14 protein-coding genes are annotated in these 17,225 nt (G+C 62.2%); 11 read left to right on the top strand and 3 right to left on the bottom strand.

Going from position 1 to position 17,225, the window contains the following annotated elements; genetic code table 11:
- Nucleotides 1-67: 67 nt before the first annotated feature.
- Entirely contained in the window at nt 68-1,546 is a 1,479-nt protein-coding gene (locus NKJ76_RS24515; protein ID WP_352538566.1) for an ABC transporter substrate-binding protein, read from the bottom strand.
- Nucleotides 1,547-1,751: 205 nt separating this feature from the next.
- Here NKJ76_RS24515 and NKJ76_RS24510 point away from each other — a divergent pair, with 205 nt between their 5' ends.
- Genes NKJ76_RS24510 through NKJ76_RS24490 form a run of 5 tightly spaced genes read left to right on the top strand, consistent with a single transcriptional unit; the run spans nt 1,752 to nt 6,682 of the window.
- Entirely contained in the window at nt 1,752-2,462 is a 711-nt protein-coding gene (locus NKJ76_RS24510) for a GntR family transcriptional regulator (RefSeq protein ID WP_027048643.1), read from the top strand.
- Nucleotides 2,463-2,515: 53 nt separating this feature from the next.
- The gene (locus NKJ76_RS24505; protein WP_352538565.1) at nt 2,516-3,682 is read left to right on the top strand and encodes a mandelate racemase/muconate lactonizing enzyme family protein; all 1,167 of its coding nucleotides are present in this window, start codon (nt 2,516-2,518) and stop codon (nt 3,680-3,682) included.
- Between the two features lie 56 nt (nt 3,683-3,738).
- Complete coding sequence (locus NKJ76_RS24500; RefSeq protein WP_352538564.1) at nt 3,739-5,097, top strand: mandelate racemase/muconate lactonizing enzyme family protein; 1,359 nt, start codon at nt 3,739-3,741, stop codon at nt 5,095-5,097.
- Between the two features lie 47 nt (nt 5,098-5,144).
- Nucleotides 5,145-5,471, top strand: a complete 327-nt coding sequence (locus tag NKJ76_RS24495; RefSeq protein ID WP_352538563.1) for an NIPSNAP family protein — start codon at nt 5,145-5,147, stop codon at nt 5,469-5,471.
- A gap of 8 nt (nt 5,472-5,479) precedes the next feature.
- Nucleotides 5,480-6,682 (top strand): mandelate racemase/muconate lactonizing enzyme family protein, encoded by a 1,203-nt coding sequence (locus NKJ76_RS24490; protein ID WP_352538562.1) that lies wholly within the window; start codon nt 5,480-5,482, stop codon nt 6,680-6,682.
- A 74-nt stretch (nt 6,683-6,756) separates the two neighbouring features.
- Here NKJ76_RS24490 and NKJ76_RS24485 read toward each other — a convergent pair whose 3' ends face one another.
- Nucleotides 6,757-7,395: a MarR family winged helix-turn-helix transcriptional regulator gene (locus NKJ76_RS24485; protein ID WP_352538561.1), complete on the bottom strand. Its 639-nt coding sequence runs from the start codon at nt 7,393-7,395 to the stop codon at nt 6,757-6,759.
- A gap of 117 nt (nt 7,396-7,512) precedes the next feature.
- On the opposite strand from NKJ76_RS24485, the gene NKJ76_RS24480 reads away from it, so the two are divergent.
- Both NKJ76_RS24480 and NKJ76_RS24475 read left to right on the top strand, forming a co-directional pair.
- Nucleotides 7,513-9,042 (top strand): MDR family MFS transporter, encoded by a 1,530-nt coding sequence (locus NKJ76_RS24480; RefSeq protein WP_352538560.1) that lies wholly within the window; start codon nt 7,513-7,515, stop codon nt 9,040-9,042.
- 69 nt (nt 9,043-9,111) lie between these two features.
- On the top strand, nt 9,112-9,948 hold the full coding sequence (locus NKJ76_RS24475) for an amidohydrolase family protein (protein WP_352538559.1): 837 nt from the start codon (nt 9,112-9,114) through the stop codon (nt 9,946-9,948).
- A gap of 49 nt (nt 9,949-9,997) precedes the next feature.
- Here NKJ76_RS24475 and NKJ76_RS24470 read toward each other — a convergent pair whose 3' ends face one another.
- The gene (locus NKJ76_RS24470; protein WP_352538558.1) at nt 9,998-10,783 is read right to left on the bottom strand and encodes an SDR family NAD(P)-dependent oxidoreductase; all 786 of its coding nucleotides are present in this window, start codon (nt 10,781-10,783) and stop codon (nt 9,998-10,000) included.
- A gap of 83 nt (nt 10,784-10,866) precedes the next feature.
- Between NKJ76_RS24470 and uxuA the strand changes: the two genes are divergently transcribed.
- The 4 genes from uxuA (at nt 10,867) to NKJ76_RS24450 (ending at nt 17,178) form a co-directional block, all read left to right on the top strand.
- Nucleotides 10,867-12,051 carry a mannonate dehydratase gene (gene uxuA, locus NKJ76_RS24465; RefSeq protein WP_352538557.1) on the top strand — a complete coding sequence of 395 codons (1,185 nt, stop codon included), beginning with the start codon at nt 10,867-10,869 and terminating at the stop codon, nt 12,049-12,051.
- Nucleotides 12,052-12,928: 877 nt separating this feature from the next.
- On the top strand, nt 12,929-14,218 hold the full coding sequence (locus tag NKJ76_RS24460; RefSeq protein ID WP_352538556.1) for a D-arabinono-1,4-lactone oxidase: 1,290 nt from the start codon (nt 12,929-12,931) through the stop codon (nt 14,216-14,218).
- Complete coding sequence (locus NKJ76_RS24455; protein WP_352538555.1) at nt 14,215-15,387, top strand: alanine racemase; 1,173 nt, start codon at nt 14,215-14,217, stop codon at nt 15,385-15,387. The genes NKJ76_RS24460 and NKJ76_RS24455 overlap by 4 nt, the downstream gene beginning before the upstream one ends.
- Before the next feature lie 78 nt (nt 15,388-15,465).
- Complete coding sequence (locus NKJ76_RS24450; protein WP_352538554.1) at nt 15,466-17,178, top strand: aldehyde dehydrogenase family protein; 1,713 nt, start codon at nt 15,466-15,468, stop codon at nt 17,176-17,178.
- Nucleotides 17,179-17,225: the final 47 nt, after the last annotated feature.

The raw sequence follows: 17,225 nt of genomic DNA, 5'->3' as shown, positions 1-17,225 counted from the left end.
GTTGTTCGGAGCAAACCGGCTGCACGCACTATCGGCGCAGCCGGTCGGATCGCAGGTCAGGCCCGGACTAGAGTCCGTCCATCAGGTTTTTCACCTTCTCGGCCGCGTCGTCCGCTGCCTGGTCGACGGTCATCGCTCCGGTCAGGGCGTTCTGCAGCATGTCCGGGACGATGATATTCATGATCTCGGGGGATTGCGGCAGCGCCGGGAACGGAATGCCGTATGGCAACATCGAGGTGGTGACATCGAGGAACTTGATGTTGTCCAGACGTTCCTTCATCCATTTGGTCTTGAAGCCGTTGAGGTTGCCCGGGTTCGAGCCGGCATACGCCATCTTCAACGACCATTCAGGGCTCGTCCACATGCAGATGATGGCCTTTGCGGCCCGCTCGTCCACCTTGCCGCCCTCGACATATTCGGGCTTCAGGATGTGAATGTTCGAGCCGCCAAACACGACGGCCCGCTTGCCGTCGGGGCCGGTCGGAATCAGGCCATAGCGCATGTTGTCGATGACGGTCTGCGCCTTGTCCTTGTCGGCGCCCGTTGCCTTCTTCTGCAGGTCGAGCATGACGTTATAGTCGGACGGGTGCGAGACCATCATGCCGAGTTGGCCGGCGACGAACAGGGGCTGGTTATCGGCCTGCTGGTTGGTGAGCGCCGAAACCGGAACCGACTTGTCGCGAACATACATGTCGTAGGAGGCTTGCAACGCCGCCTTGCTTTGCGGGCTATTGAGTTCGACCTCCTTATAGGTCGGGTTCGCGGAGGCTTCGTCGAAGACACCGCCGCCATAGGCCCATAGCTGCGGCATGAAGCGGTACGGCGTGTTGCCGGCGTTCTTGCGCGCCACGAGGCCGTAGCCGGCAATGCCGAGCTTGTCATGGATCTGCTTGGAATATTTGACGACGTCGTCCCAGGTCGCCGGAGCCTTGTCCGGATCGAGGCCAGCGCGTTTGAAGATGTCGGCGTTCCAGATGAACGCCATCGTCTCATTGTTGGTGGGAATGCCGTAGGTCACGCCATTCCAGGTTACCGCCTTCATGGCGCCGGGCCAGAAATCCTCTGTGGGATAGCCCACATCTTCCGGCTTGAGCGGCTGCAGATAACCCTTCGAGGCGAACTCGGTTCCGCCCAGGATTTGCAGGCGGACCGCCATCGGCGCCGCGTTGCCCAGCAGCGCCGTGCGGAATTTGTCGAGAAGGTCGTTGTAGGTGAGGGCCTGATCCTCGAGCTGGATGTTCGGATAGGTCTTGCGGAAGGTCTCGAAGAAATCCTTGTAGTACTGACGCAGGAGATCGGGGTCGCCCTCGAACACGCCCTGATACCAGAACGTCAGTCGCCCCTTGTAGTCGAGCGGGGTGACCTTGCCGCAATCGGCGGCCGTGTCGAAATCCTGTGTGCCGGCGATGGAGCGCACATATTCCGGCGACCACTTGCTCAAATCGACCGGCGGCGAACCCAGCGCCGATCCCGACATGAGCGACGCCATCAAAGCAGTGGCGACTGTGCCGCGCAGGACGGCACCGCCGAGTGTAATCCTCGTCATAGTATCCTCCCAGATTCTCCCATGCCGCCGTGCGCCAAGGGGCTCGTTCGACCGTGCGGGATGCGTCCTTCTGCTCAATGTATCCCTTCGATCATCTGGTACGTTTTCAGATCGTGGATTGCCTGTCAACGCACCCGATCGTACATTGTTTGCAAAACCCGTGTATGATATCGAGCATGTGATGTACTAATCGGGGGAGCCGGCTTTGGCCGAAACAAGCGATTTCAAAGCAGAGCCACCCGTGGGGATTGATCCCATCGGGGCGTCCAGCGAGGGCGCCTCGCTTTATGAACTGATCCGGGAAGACATCATCGAGGGACGGCTCGCCGCCAACGAACGACTTGTGGTTACCGATCTCGCCCGGCGTCACGGCACCTCGACCAACCCCGTACGCGAGGCGCTGCAGCTGTTGCGAGGGGAGGGCTTCGTCACCTTTGTCGCCAACCGTGGCGCCCGCGTCCGGCCCATCGATCAGGATTTCGTCCGGGATATCTACGAGATCGGTGTGCTGATCGAGCCGGCCCTGACGCGATGGTTCGTGAACATGGCGACCAGCGAGGACATCGCCGAACTCGAACGCATCCAGGCTCTGATCGAAGAGAACAACTTCACCGACACATTGCGGCACAGTGAACTTGATACCGCCTTCCACACCGTAATGTACCAGCGCCACTACAACCGCCATGCTGCCGAGCTTTGGTGGAAGCATCGCGAAGTGCTGCGAGCCGTGAGCCGGCGTTTCAATTTCACGCTCGCGCGGCGGGCCGCCATCATGCGTGAACACCGCGAGCTCATCGCGCATATCAAAGCGGGAAATGCCGACGAGGCGGCCGAGCTCATTGCCCGCCATGTCGAGGGTTCCGGCCGGCACGTTCTCGAACAGATGCGTGCGCGCAACGCCGCTCGGGCCGGATAGAATTTCCAGCCCAGAAAATCATTGGTCCGGCCACAGACAGAGGTAGTTGAGAGATGAAAATCACGAGCGTTCGGCCGTGGCTGATCAAGTCCGATGCTTCCTATTGGGGAGAGTTCCTGTTTGTCGAGGTGACGACCGACGAAGGGGTGAGCGGCTGGGGGGAAATCACCACCACCACAAGGCTCGCCAACCGCGCACTCTGCACGATCCTGCGGCAGATCGGTGTTGCCGTCACAGGCGAGGATCCGGCGCGCATCGAGCATCTCTGGCACAAGATTTTCCGCAGCTTCACCTATATGGGCAGCCGCGGCGCCGCGGTCGAATGCGTGAGTGCTATCGACATAGCGCTCTGGGACATTCGCGGCAAAGTTCTAGGCAAGCCGGTCTACGAGCTGCTGGGCGGACCGGTACGCGATGAAATCGCGCTCTATACCCACCCCAACCAGGCCAGGTTTACCAGCAAGGAGGCTGTGGTCCGCGAAATTCGAGACATTGTCGAATCCGGACACACCGGGCTGAAGTTCGATCCTTTCCCCCACCAGGGTCGCACCGCCGATGGCTTGGCGCGCGAACAGCGGGACGGCTACCTCGATGGCAGCATGACCCGCAAGGACGAGCGCGAGGCCGCCGAACTCACGGCCCTGATCCGCGAAACGGCGGGGCCCGATGTCGACATTCTGATCGATGCGCATGGCCGCTTCGATGTGCCCACCGCCATTCGCCTCTGCCGGAGCCTCGAGGAAGCCGGCCAGATCGACTGGTTCGAGGAGCCATGCCCGCCAGAAAGCCTCAATGCTCTCAAGCAGGTGCGTGAGAAGGTCAGTGCCGCCATCTCGTGGGGCGAGCGCGGCCACACCAAATGGGATTTCGTGCCGGTGCTCGAGAACAGGCTTGCGGACTACATCATGCCGGACGTTACCTGGACCGGCGGCATTACCGAACTGAAGAAGATTTCCGCCCTGTGCGAAGCCTACTACATCCCGGTCTCGCCCCATGACGCCGCGGGACCGATCAATGTGGTTGCGGGAGCGCAGGTGATGATGACGGTTCCCAACTTCTACAAGCTGGAAACGTCGGAGTGGAACCTGGACAAATATAATCACCTCATCGACGAGCCACTCGATGTCTCGAACGGCAGCCTCAAGCTGGCGTCGAAGCCGGGTCTCGGTGTCGAGATGAACCGAGACTACCTGCAGGCCCACGAGATAGAGCTTGGCTAGCAAAGCTTATGCAGGCCGGGGGTGCGGGGCGCCACCAATCAGAACGAGGATAAGCCATGGCAAACACGGGTAGCGCCGGCGAGGCGCTCAATCGGGTAAATACGAACTCCAGGCCGAGCGACCTGCGCATCACCGACCTGCGCGTTGCCGAGATCGTCGACGCGCCGTTCACCTCCGCGCTGGTCAAGATCTACACCAACCAGGGCATTGTCGGCCTGGGCGAAGTGCGCGACGGCGCCAGCGCGACCTATGCGCTGATGCTGAAGAGCCGGTTGCTGGGCGAGAACCCTTGCGACGTCGACCGGCTGTTCCGCCGCATCAAACAATTTGGCGGCCATGGGCGGCAAGGTGGCGGTGTCTCGGCAATCGAGATCGCGCTTTGGGACCTCGCCGGCAAGGCGTATGGCGTGCCGATCTACCAGATGCTGGGAGGACGGTTTCGCGACAAGGTGCGTGTCTATTGCGACACCGACGCGGACAAGCCCAGCGGCACCGAGACCGGAAAGCGGCTCAAGGCGCGGATGGATCTCGGTTTCACCTTCCTCAAGATGGATCTCGGTCTGGCGCAGATTTCGCACATATCGGGCGCAGTGGTGGCGCCGGCCGGCGTGCTCGACGGTTTCCGCAGCCATGCCGCGCGCGGTCCGGCACGCACGCTGGACGAGCGCCGGGCGCGTAATGCCGCCTATGACGCGCAGAACGTGCCGCATCCCTTCACCGGCCTCCACTTCACCGAAAAGGGCATCGACCTGCTCGACCAATATATCCACGAGGTCCGCGAGGTGATCGGCTACGAGGTTCCGCTCGCCATCGACCATGTCGGCCACATCTCGCTGCAGGACGGCATCCGTCTGGCCCGGCGGATCGAGAAATACGCACCGGCCTGGCTCGAGGACGTGATCCCCTGGCAGTACACCGAGCAGTATCGGCAGTTGCAGCAGGCGACCTCGGTGCCGATCTGCACGGGTGAGGACATCTACCTCAAGGAAGGCTTCGAGCCGCTGCTCAACGCCGGCATCTCGGTCATCCATCCGGATCTGCTGACCACCGGCGGCATTCTCGAGACCAAGAAGATCGGCGACGCGGCGCAGGAGCATGGCGTCGCCATGGCCATTCACATGGCGGAAAGCCCGATCGCGGCAATGGCCGCCGCGCATGTCGCGGTGGCGACGGAAAACTTCATGGCGCTCGAATATCACAGCGTCGAAGTCGACTGGTGGGACGATATCGTCACCGGCCTGCCCAAGCCGCTGGTCAAGGATGGCTTCATCACCGTGCCCGACAAGCCTGGTCTGGGCATCGACGACATCGTCGACGAAGTGATCAGCCAGCACCTGCAGCCCGGCGTCACCGGCATCTGGCAACCGACCGATCACTGGGACGACGAATACTCCTGGGACCGCACCTGGAGCTGACTCTACACTTCTCTCCTCGGAGGGAGAGGTGAACAGAAGGATGGACCATGATCTACGAACTTCGCATTTACGACTGCGTGCCGGGCCAGCTGCCGGCGCTGCTCAAGCGTTTCAACGACCATACCTTGGCGCTGTGGGATAGACATGGCATCCGCCAGGCCGGGTTCTTCACCACGGTGGTCGGCGAAAGCAGCAATCGACTGACCTATTTCGTCGCCTGGGAATCCCTTGCCGAGCGCGAAGTGAGATGGAAGGCCTTCACCACCGATCCGGCATGGCTCGAGGCCCGCGACGAGTCCGAGCGCGACGGCCCGATCCTGGCCAATATTTCCAGCCAGTTTCTCGCGCCAACCGCCTTCTCGTCGGTGAAATAGAGGACATCATGAAGATCACCGATCTCAGGTGCGCCGTCATCGGCAGGCACCCCATCGTGCGCATCGTCACCGACGAAGGCCTCCATGGCCTCGGCGAGGTCGAGTACACCAAGCCTTATCTGAAACCCTGGGTGCTGCATTTCCGCGACGCGCTGATCGGCGAGGACCCGACCGATGTCGAACGCGTGATGTTGAAAATCCGCCAGCGCGGCTCGTTCAAGCCCTACGGCGCCGCCGTCAGCGCTATCGAGCATGCGCTGTGGGACATCGCCGGCAAGGCGGCAGGCGTTCCGGTCTACAAGCTGCTCGGCGGCAAGGTGCGCGACAAGGTGCGGGTCTATAACGGCTCCATCCGCAAGAAGCGCACCGGCGACAGGCCGGAGGATTACGCGGCCGACGTCAAATGGATGATGGATCGGCCGGAAGGTTTCTTCATGGTCAAGCAGGGCATCAGCTTTCATTCCAACATGAAGACCAGCGTCCCCGACTTCCACTACGGCGTGCGTCAGCCGCCGACCTATCACGGCGCGATGGACCAGGGGCAGATCAGCGAGCGCGGCATGGCGCATATGGTCGAATGCGTCATCGCCATGAAGGATGTGCTCGGCGATAAGGTCTCGCTGGCGCTGGATTGCGGCCCCGGCTGGTTCCTGCCCGACGCCATCCGCTTCGCGCGGGCCGTCGAAAAATACAATCTGATGTGGCTGGAGGATATGCTGACCGGCGACTACGTGCCGTGGGTCAATCCGCAGGCCTACCGCGAACTCACCACATCGACGTCCACCCCGATCCATACGGGCGAACAGATTTATTTGCGCCATAATTTCAAGGAACTGATCGAAACACAGGCGGTGCGCGTCATCGGCCCGGACCCCGCCGACATCGGCGGTATCGCCGAGCTCAAATGGGTGGCCGAGCACGCCTACATGCACTCGATCATGATGGCGCCGCACGGCACGGCGAACGGTCTGCTGGGCCTCGGCGCGCTGATCAATGTCTGCGCCACGCTGCCGGCCAACTACATCGCCTTCGAATATCCCAGCGCCTCCGACCCGTGGTGGGAGGACATCGTCATCGGCCTGCCCAAGGGGCAGATCGTCAGGGACAGTATGGTGGACCTGCTCGAAGCGCCGGGACTCGGCCTCGACATCGACGCCAAGGCAGCGAAGAAGTACCTCGCGGAAGAGGACGCCGGTTTCTTCGACCGATAACGATCCGACGCGACTCGAGCGTCAAGGGCTATCGAACGGCTCGCACACATGGGTGAGCGTCCACGCCGTGCCGCCTATTTCGTTTCGGGCAGCATCTCGTCCATCAACTGCTTGACGGCCTCGGCGGATCTTTTCATCCCGGCTTCGTCCATGGCCCAACCGGCGAAGCGTTCCAGCAAGGTGGCGAACCTTACTAGGTCCTGCTCATCCCACTGTGCCAGCGATCCGGCGAAAATCCGCCATTTGGTCTGGCGCACCGCCGCCACGAGGCGCTCACCCTTGGCGGTGAGTTTGAGGCAGATGCGGCGGGCATCGCGTTGCGATGCGACACGGCAGGCATAGCGGCGTTCGACGAGGTCGGCCGCGATGCGGCTGGCGCGCGACGGATCGATCTCGAGGCGCTCGGCGATGACGCCAACCGTCACCTCATCCTGCTGGGTAGCGCTGAAAACCGGATTGTTCGCGATGGCGCTGATCGCATCGAGATGGCTCACTTCCAGCGAAGGGTCTACGCGCGCCAGGATCATGCGGCCGAAGTCGCGGCGCTGGATCGAGCGGCGCACCTTGCTCATTACCGCATCGATGGCGGCCACGGCCTCGGCCGCCGGTTCGGACAGGCCGCTGCCGCGCGCCAGATCGGCGAGATCCCGGTCGCCGCGCGTCTGGAACAGGGCTGGAAATCGGTCCGGACTGCCGGATGCGTTGCTGCTCATCCCATAGCGCGTTAGCAAGAATATATGCTGATGTCAATTATATGCTACGCGCACATATCTGGTTGACACCTCTTGGTTGTGGGGACATAAATCGCGCCCCAAGCTACGGAGACACCGATGACTGTCGAGCAGACGCTGCCGGATGCGCCGCCCGTGGAGGCCCAAGTCAGGCCCGACCTTACGACCTTGATCGTCTATTTCGGCGCGCTGATCGCCATGTTCATGGCAACCATCGACATGCAGATCGTCGTCACCGCCTTGCCCACCATTGCCGGCGAACTCGGCAATCTGCATTTGTTCGGCTGGGTCGGTGCCGCCTACCTGCTCTCGACCGCCGCGGTCTCGCCATTCTACGGCAAACTCGGCGATATGTATGGCCGCAAGAATGTCGTGCTGACGGCGATCGGCCTGTTCCTGCTGGGCTCGCTGGTCTGCGGCATGGCATGGTCGATGGAGAGCCTGATCGCCGCGCGCGTGCTGCAGGGCATCGGCGGCGGCGGTCTGATGGTCTCCGCCTTCGCCATGATCGGCGAACTGTTCGGCCCGCGCGACCGCGCGAAATATCAGGGCTACAGTTCGGCGGTGTTCGCGCTGTCGTCGGTGCTCGGCCCGCTGGCCGGCGGCTACATCACCAGCCTGTTCGGCTGGCGTTGGGTGTTCCTGGTCAATTTGCCGATAGGGATCATCGTGCTGGCGGTGCTGGCCTTCGCCATGCGCAGCCGGTTCAACGAAAAGCGGCACCGCATCGACTATCTCGGCGGCGTGCTGCTCGCCACCGGCACGACGGCGATCGTCTATTGGGGCTATCATGTGCTCGACCCCAGCGGGCCGGACCTGCTCACCTTCGCGCTGCCGCTGCTGGCAGTGGCCGCCATCACCTTGTTCGTCATGGTCGAGCGGCGGGCCGAAGAGCCGATCCTACCTCTGCGGCTGTTCGGCAATTCGACGGTCAGCATCGTCTCGGGCGTGTCGCTGGTCGCCGGAACGGTGACGCTGGGCATGTTCTTCTATTTCGCCCTCTACATGCAGACGCTGACGGGCCTGAGCCCGGCCGAGGTCGGCTTCCTGTTCCTGCCGGCGTCGCTGACATCGATGGTCATTTCGATCGTGGCCGGGCGGGTGATCGCGGCAACCGGACGCTACAAATGGATGCCGGTGGTCGCCATGGGTATCGGCGGGTTTCTGATGCTGGGCTTCGTCCTCACCAACCAGCACACGCCGATCTGGGTGCTGGCGACGATGATGGCAGTGTTCGGCATCAGCATGGGCCTGCAGTTCCAGGTGCTGATCGTGGCGATCCAGGCGGCAGCACCCCTGCAGGATATCGGCGCGGTGACGTCGCTGATCACGCAGGCGCGGACGCTCGGAGCATCGCTCGGACTGGCGCTGAACGGCGCGGTGATGATCTGGGCGCTGAACCGGCAGACAGCCGAGCTTCCTGCGGACGCCGCCGCCCTGCTGCCGGGTGGCCTGAACGGGTTGACGCCGCACCTCGCATCGAGCCTGCCGGGCGCGATCCGCGAAGTGGTGCTTGACCATTACTCCAGTGGCTTCAACGTGATGTTCATCTGGGTGGCGGCGCTCTATTTCGTCGCCATGGGGCTGACGCTGCTGCTCGAGGACAAAGAGATCCCGAAGCGGGCCTGAGCCAAAGCTTGTGTCATGCGCTGGGTTTAGGCATTTGGCGATGATCTGAAATCACGGAGGAGGACAGCCATGATCATCGACACTCATCTGCACCTGATCGACCTGTCGGCGCTGCGCTATCCCTGGCTCAGCCGCGAGCCGGCGCTCAACCGCGATTTCCCGCACGCAGAATATGCGATCCAGGCCCGCCGGGCCGGCATCGAGGCCGCGCTGCATATGGAGGTCGATGTCGATCAAGCCGACATCCAGGCCGAGACCAGCCATGTGAAGGCGCAGTCGCTGGAAAAAGGTAGTCTGTTGCGCGGGGCGATCGCCTCCTGCCGTCCGGAGGAGGCCGGCTTCGCCGTCTATCTCGAGCGCCAGCAAGCCGACCCCTTCGTCAAGGGGTTCCGCCGCGTGCTGCATGTCATGCCGGACGAGCTTTCGGACAGCGCGCTGTTTCGCGAAAACATCAAGCGGCTTGCCGGCACAGGCCTGACCTTCGACCTCGTCGTCCTGCCGCATCAGATTCCAAGGGCGGTTGCGCTCGCTGATCTGGCGCCGGATGTGCAGTTCGTGCTCGACCATTGCGGCGTGCCCGACATCAAGGCCAGTGCGGAACATCCGTGGCGCGAGCATATGAGTGAGATCGCGCGGCGTCCCAATGTCATCGGCAAGATCTCCGGCGTCGTCGCCTATGCCGATGCCGGCTCATGGACAGTCGAGACCTTGCGCCCCTATGTCGAGCACACGATCGGCTGCTTCGGCTGGGACCGCGTCGTGTGGGGCAGCGACTGGCCGGTGTGCACGCTTGGCGGTGGCCTTGCGACCTGGGTGGCGGCGACGCATGCGTTGATCGCTGGAGCAAGTCCTGAGGAGAGAACGAAACTGCTGTCGGGCAATGCCAAGCTGATGTGGAAGCTGTAGCGCGGTCGGACACCAATTGCCTGCAAGCGCGCAGAACGCCATCATAGCGCTACTTCACGCCAATACCTGCCGTCAGGCCGCCATCGATCCTGTAGTCCGCGCCGGTGCAGAAACCGGCCTTCGACGAGCACAGGAAGGCGATGAGTTCCGCCACTTCCTCCGGTTCGCCGATACGGCCGAGCGGATGCGCCGCGCCGAAGCGCTTGTAGGCCTCTTCGACATCGGCATCGCTGCCGCCGTCGCCGCGCGCAGCCTTCTCCAGGATCGGCGTGCGGATCGAGCCCGGGCTGACCGAATTCACCCGAACGCCTGATGCCGCATAGTCGAGCGCCAGCGAGCGCGTCAGCGTGTGGATGGCCCCTTTGGTCGTGGCATAGGCGGCAACGTTCTGCTGGCAGGCAAAGCCCTGCACCGAGGCGACATTGACGATGGCGCCGCCTCCGCGCTTGATCATTTCGGGGATGCCGAAATGCGCGGTCAGGTAGATCGAGCCGACATTGACCGTCATCGTTCGGTTCCAGGTTTCCCAGTCGGTCGTCGTCGCGGTGCCATAGGGATGGACGGCGGCTGAATTGACGATGACATCCAGGCCGCCGAACTTCGCGACGCCAGCCGCGACCGCGTCGCGCACCTGATCGGAAACGGCGACGTCGGTGTCGATGACCAGCGCTGCTGCTCCAGTGCTTTCCAGTTGCGCTTTCAATGACGCGTTGGCGGCGCGGTCGATGCCGCAGGCGATGATTGCGGCGCCACCGGCCGCAAGGCGTGTGGCGGTTGCCAGGCCGATTCCGGTCGTCCCGGTCACCAGGGCGACCTTGCCGTCGAAATCCATCATTTCTAAAAACTCCTCCATTTTCTATCGACTCCCATCGGGGTCCAACAATAAGTTGCCAACCTCTCGCAGAAGGAAAGCCGAAAATGGAACAATGCTGGCGCTGGTATGGGCCCGATGATCCGGTGACGCTCGATCATGTCAAGCAGGCGGGCGCCACCGGCGTGGTCTCGGCGCTCCACCATATATATGACGGCCGGGCGTGGCCTGAGGCCGAAGTGCTGGAGCGCAAGCGCATTATCCAGGAAGCAGGACTGACCTGGTCGGTCGTCGAGAGCATTCCGGTCCACAATTCCTTCAAGATCGGCGCGCCGGAACGCGAGCGCTATGCCGGCTATTACCGCGATTCGATCCGCGTGCTGGCCAAGGCCGGCATCGCCACGATCTGCTACAATTTCATGCCGGTGGTCGACTGGACCCGCACCGATCTAGCCTACCGTCTCCCGACGACAGGCTACGCCCTGCGTTTTGATGCCGTTGATTTCGCCGCCTACGATCTGTTCGTGCTGAAGCGCAAGAACGGTGCTGACAGCTATACGCCGGCGCGTATTGCGCAAGCGGAAGCGCGGCTGAAGGAATTGTCGCCAGAGAAGATGGACCAGATCGAGCGCAATCTGATTGCCGGCCTGCCGGCTACAGAGCGCAAGTATGACCGCGACAGTTTTCGCGAGGCGCTTGCGGACTATGACGGAATCGGGCCGAAGGAGTTGCGCGGCAACCTCGCGTGGTTCCTGCGCGAGATCATTCCGGTGGCGGAAGAGGAGGGGGTGCGCATGTGTATCCACCCCGACGATCCGCCGTTTTCGCTCTACGGCCTGCCGCGCGTCGTTTCGACCGCCGAGGATGCGCGTTTCATTCTCAATGCCGTCGACAGCCAGGCCAATGGGCTGACGTTCTGCACCGGGTCCTACGGCACGCGCGCCGACAACGACATCGTCGCCATGGTCAAGGAATTCGCCGACCGCATCCACTTCGCCCATCTGCGCAACATCACCATCGAGGATGACGGCTCGTTCTACGAGGCCGAGCATCTCGAAGGCGGCACCGACATGGCGCATGTCATCCTGGCGCTGATGCAGGAGGAGGCGCGCCGCCGCAAGGAGGGCCGCGCCGACTGGCAAATCCCGATGCGGCCGGACCATGGCCACCTGCTCGCCGACGATATCGGCAAGACAAGGATCAATCCCGGCTACTCGCTGATCGGCCGCCTGAAGGGCTTGGCCGAATTGCGCGGCATCATGCGGGCCGTGGAAACGTTTGGGCTGGCTTGAAGGGGCAACGAACTGCGTTCAATGCCGACGCCGGCTCAGCGTGCGTCGCTGTAGATAATGCGGCCGGCGCGGAATGTCGTCCGATGACAATCAGATACCACGCTCGATCACGATCGCCCGGTCGCGGTGAGGCTCGTGATACAGCCGGTTGCCCTCATGGATTTGCACGGCCCTTAGTACGGCGCGCGGCTCGCTGACGGACGAGGAACCTAGCCGTTCGCCCCACGACCTGGCGGCGTGCTATTGTGTAGTGAAGTTCCGTTGCCCCGAGGTGAGCTAGAGGGGTACTCGGAAATCAAGTATGAATCACGAATAATGCAGTATTGATTTACGTTCGTGCAAGCAAGGGAACTGTAGTGATGGATGGGCACGACGGTCGTCGGAATGCGTTAAAGAAACTATACGTTTTCTCGATATTTTTCGTTTTATTCACTTCAACATTGGTTATTTACGGAATTGGCGGATGGGTGGTTGCGTTTGGCAGCAGTGACTTCCGAGAAAGCCATGGTAGGAGAGGTATTTTTTTGGTTTGTTAGCATGCTGCATGTTTTATGGATATATAAAGCATGACGAACATGAAACAAAAATCAGAATAAAACGGGATGAGCGCAAGCTCTTGTGATGAGATTTAAGCAGATTGTTTTAATTATATTTGTGTCCTTGTTTGTCCTTTTAATTGCCTAGAGATAATCTCACTATGGAATGCGCCCAATCATGGCGAAAGGCCATGCACTTGAACACGGGACCACACAAGACACCTCCGATTGCCAGGTTGACAGAAAGCTGACAATGTATCATATCCGGAAAAGCTGACTATGTATCATATTATCTAGCGCTAGGAGAAAGACCGGCAAAGCCGGCGCCCCAGGGAGGGATCGTGGGAGAGGCTATCAGCCAGTGGAGCAATTGGTCGGGCTATGTCACGGCCACGCCGCAGGCTTTTGCCGAACCGCAGAGTCTCGATGAGCTGAGTGGTGCCATTCGCAACTCGCCGGGACCAGTTCGATTTGTCGGCACGGGCCATTCCTTTACGCCGCTGGTCAAGAATGACGGCACCATCCTGTCGCTCGACCGCTTCGAGGGCCTGAGGTCGCACGATCCCGAAAAACTGACGGCGCGGGTCGGCGCCGGCACCAAGATCGGCGCGCTGGCAAAGCTGTTGCACGGCGTCGGCCAGGCGCTGCCGAACATGGGCGACATCGACAAGCAGGCGTTCGGCGGGGCGCTCGGCACCGCCACGCACGGCTCGGGCATCACACTTGGCGCTTACCACACCCAGCTCGAGGCGATGCAGATCGTCGACGGGCGTGGCGCGCTGAAAGAGTTCGACCGTGCCAAGAGCCCCGACATGATCGAAGCCATGGGCGCTTCGCTCGGCGCTTTCGGCGCCGTCACCGAAGTGACGATCCGCAACGTGGCGAGCTACCGGATGCGGCACCGCCGCTGGACGGCGCCGATCGCCGATGTGCTTGCGCAATTCGAAAGCACCATGACGGCGCATCGTTCGGCCGAGTTCTACTACGTGCCGTTTTCGGGCCAGGCGCTGCTGATTGCCAGCGACACCACCGAGGCGCCGGCGACGGTGCGTCCGCCGACGGAAGACGACGATGCGGTGACGACGCTGAGAAAACTGCGCGACTATCTCAGCTGGCTCCCTTGGCTGCGCCGCCGTCTCATCGGCTCGGCCTTCGCCAAGGTGCCGGCCGAGGATTATATCGAGGAGTGGCTGAAGGTCTTCACCTCCGAGCGCAACGTCAAGTTCAACGAGATGGAATACCACCTGCCGTTCGAGGAAGGGGCGGCCGCACTCAGCGAAATCATTGCGCTGCTCGAGACGCGGTTTCCAGAGGTCTATTTTCCGATGGAGGTGCGCGTCGTCGCGCCCGACAATGTCTGGCTCAGCCCCTTCTACAAGCGCCCAACCTGTTCCATCGCCATCCATCACGGCGTCGAGCGCGATCCGATGGCGTTCTTCAACGCCGCCGAGCCGATCTTCAGGAAGCGCGGCGGCCGCCCGCATTGGGGCAAGATGCACGGCCTGACATCAAGGGAATTGAGCGCGCTCTATCCGCGCTGGAACGATGCGATGGCGGTCCGCCGCGAGATGGACCCGGACAACCGCTTCGTGTCGCCCTATATTGCCAGGCTGCTCGGCGTCGCGGCATGAGCCTGACCGACACCTATTTCGCGGAAATGTCGGGCGCGCTCAGGGCAGCCGGGATCTTTCAGCCTTGCCTGGTGCTCGATCTCGACCGGCTCGATCACAACATCGCTGCGATCAAGGCGAAGTTCGCCACGGGCCTAGATCTGCGCCTCGTCGACAAGTCGCTGCCATGCCTGCCGCTGATCGACTATATCCGCGCGGCGTTTGCGACCGACAGGCTGATGACCTTTCATCTGCCGATCAGCGCCGAGATGCTGAAAGTGTTTCCCCAAGTCGATCTCCTGTTGGGCAAGCCGATGCCGGTTGCCGGCGCCAGGCACGCGCTGACGAAGGGCGTTCTCGCCGGGCTCGGCGAAGCTACGTCGCGCATCGTCTGGCTGATCGATACCGAGGAGCGGCTGGCCGCCTATGGCTCGCTTGCCGCCGAGCTCGACCGCGAGCTGCGCGTCTGCTTCGAGGTCGATGTCGGCCTTCATCGCGGCGGTATCAGCGATCCCGACTCACTGGCCCGGGCAGTTTCCGCGTTGGCGAATTACCCGCGGCTGAAATGCGAAGGCGTCATGGCCTACGAGGCGCATATCGGCCATATCCCAAAACTGCTGGGAGGACCGGCCAAGGCGCGCGTCAAGGCGATCAGCCTGTTTCGCCAGTATGTCGCTTGCCTTGCCGCCGACCAGCGCAAGATCCTCAATCTTGGCGGCAGCAGCACCGCATTGCTCTATGACAGCTGGGTCGGCGCCAATGAATTGTCCATCGGATCGGCTTTTATGCTGCCGACCGATTTCGATGTGCCGAGCCTCAGCCAATTGCGGTCTGCCGCATTCATCGCGACGCCGATCCTGAAAGTGGTCGATGTCCAGGCGCCGGGCCTCGACCAGCGCTCCTGGCTGCTGCAGAAGCTCGGGCTGTTGCCGCGGCGCGGCTGTTTTCTCTATGGCGGAAAATGGATGGCGAAGCCCGTCCATCCCGTGGGGATGAAGACCGACAAGACGTTCGGCTTTTCGACCAATCAGCAATTCATGGCGCTGCCCGACAACGTCAATGTCGGGCCTGACGACTACGCCTTCCTGCGTCCGACGCAGAGCGAATTCGTGCTACAGCAGTTCGGTTCGATCCAGGTCTATTCCGGCGGGAAATTCGTCGAGCAATGGGCCGCACTGCCGTTTTCGTAGAGCAATTCCAGGAAAAGTGTGAAGCGGTTTCCCACAGGAATTGCGTCAAACAAAGAGATCGAAGTGGAGGAGGATAGGATGGTTGCCAAGGCAGTCAAAACCCAGCCCGTGCAGCCTGAATGGGCAGCCGAACTCGACCTCGCGCTCACCGATCTCGACGCCAGGAAGGACGACTGGGCGCAGACCTCGAATGGCGAGCGGATCGCCTTGCTGCGGCAGGTCAAGGATCACATCCGCGAGGTCGCCGAGGCGTGGGTCAAAACCGCGACGCGCAAGAAGGGCATCCCGACCGGCTCGCCGCTGGAAGGTGAGGAATGGCTGGCTGGCCCGGCGGCGCTGATGGATGGCTGCAACCAGTTCATCCACACGCTGAGCCTGATGGAGGGCAAGAAGTTCCTTGACAGTCTGCCGGTTCGCACCTTGCCCAACGGACAGGTGGCTGTGACGGTGGTTCCGAATTCGCTCTGGGACAAGGTGCTGTTCACCGGGCTGAAGGCCGAGATCTGGATGCAGCCCGGCGTGACCAAGGCGAACCTCGCCGCAAACACCGCCTCGGCCTATGACGCGCCGCGCACCAGCCGCAAGGGCAAGATCGGCCTCGTGCTCGGCGCCGGCAACGTCGCCTCGATCGCGCCGCTCGACTGCCTGCACAAGCTTTTGGTCGAGCACCAGGTGGTTCTGCTCAAGATGAACCTAGTCAACGACTATCTGATCGATTTCCTGCGGCCGGCGCTGCGGCCGCTGATCGAATTCGGTGCGCTGCGCATCGTGCGCGGTGGCGCCGATGTCGGCGCGTATCTGTGCAACCACGATCTCGTCGACGACATCCACATCACCGGTGCCGCCGCCTCGCATGACGCGATCGTCTGGGGGCCTGGCGAGGAGGGCCGCAAGAACAAGGCGGCGGGCACGCCACGCAACAGCCGGCGTATCACCTCGGAGCTTGGCGGCGTGGCACCCACCATCGTGGTGCCCGGTGCGTGGTCGGATGCCGATATCGCCTACCACGCCGAACTGATCGCTACCCAAAAGCTCAACAATTCCGGTTTCAACTGCATCGCCTGCCAAATGCTCGTGTTGCCCGAAGGCTGGGGCAAATCCGATGCGCTTTTGGCAGCACTCGAAAAGGTGATGCAGAAAGCCCCGTCGCGCCCGGCCTATTATCCCGGCGCGACCGAGCGCCTCGCCGCCTTCGAGGCGCATGCCGACAGCGTACAGAAATTCGAGCGGCCCGGCGGGCCGGCCTGCGTGGTGGTGCCGTTCCGGCCGGGCACGGATACCTATCTCGAAAATGCCGAGGTGTTCGCGCCGGCGCTCAGCGTCATGCGGCTGCCGGCGGGCAATGCGGAATCCTATCTGCGCGCCGCTGTCGCCTACGCCAATGAAAAGCTGCACGGCACGCTTGCCGCCAACATCCTCATCCATCCCAGGACGATCGCCGAGATCGGCCGGCAGCGCTTCGAGGAAATCATTGCCGAACTGCGCTATGGCGGCATCGGCATCAATTCCTGGAGCGGCGTTCTGTTCGCGCTGCTGCGCCCGACCTGGGGTGCTTTCCCTGGCCACACGCTCGACGACGTGCAGAGCGGCATCGGCGTCGTCCACAACACCTATTTGTTCGACAGACCGGAACGCAGCGTGCTCGAAGCGCCGTTCCGCATCATGCCGAAGCCGGCCTGGTTCCTGACCCACAAAAGGGCACACATGGTCGGCCGCCTGATCACCGAGTTCAACTACCAGCCGAGCCTCCTGAAGCTGCCGCGCATTATCTGGAACGCGCTACGCGGCTAGCAACGAGCATCCGATCTCGAAAACAAAAGCCGGCACAGGAGCTACGA

The organism is Mesorhizobium sp. M0029 (genome assembly GCF_040323735.1).
Taxonomy (GTDB): Bacteria; Pseudomonadota; Alphaproteobacteria; order Rhizobiales; family Rhizobiaceae; genus Mesorhizobium.
The sequence above is the reverse complement of the archived record's forward strand: the minus strand, read 5'-3'. Positions and strand labels throughout refer to the sequence as shown.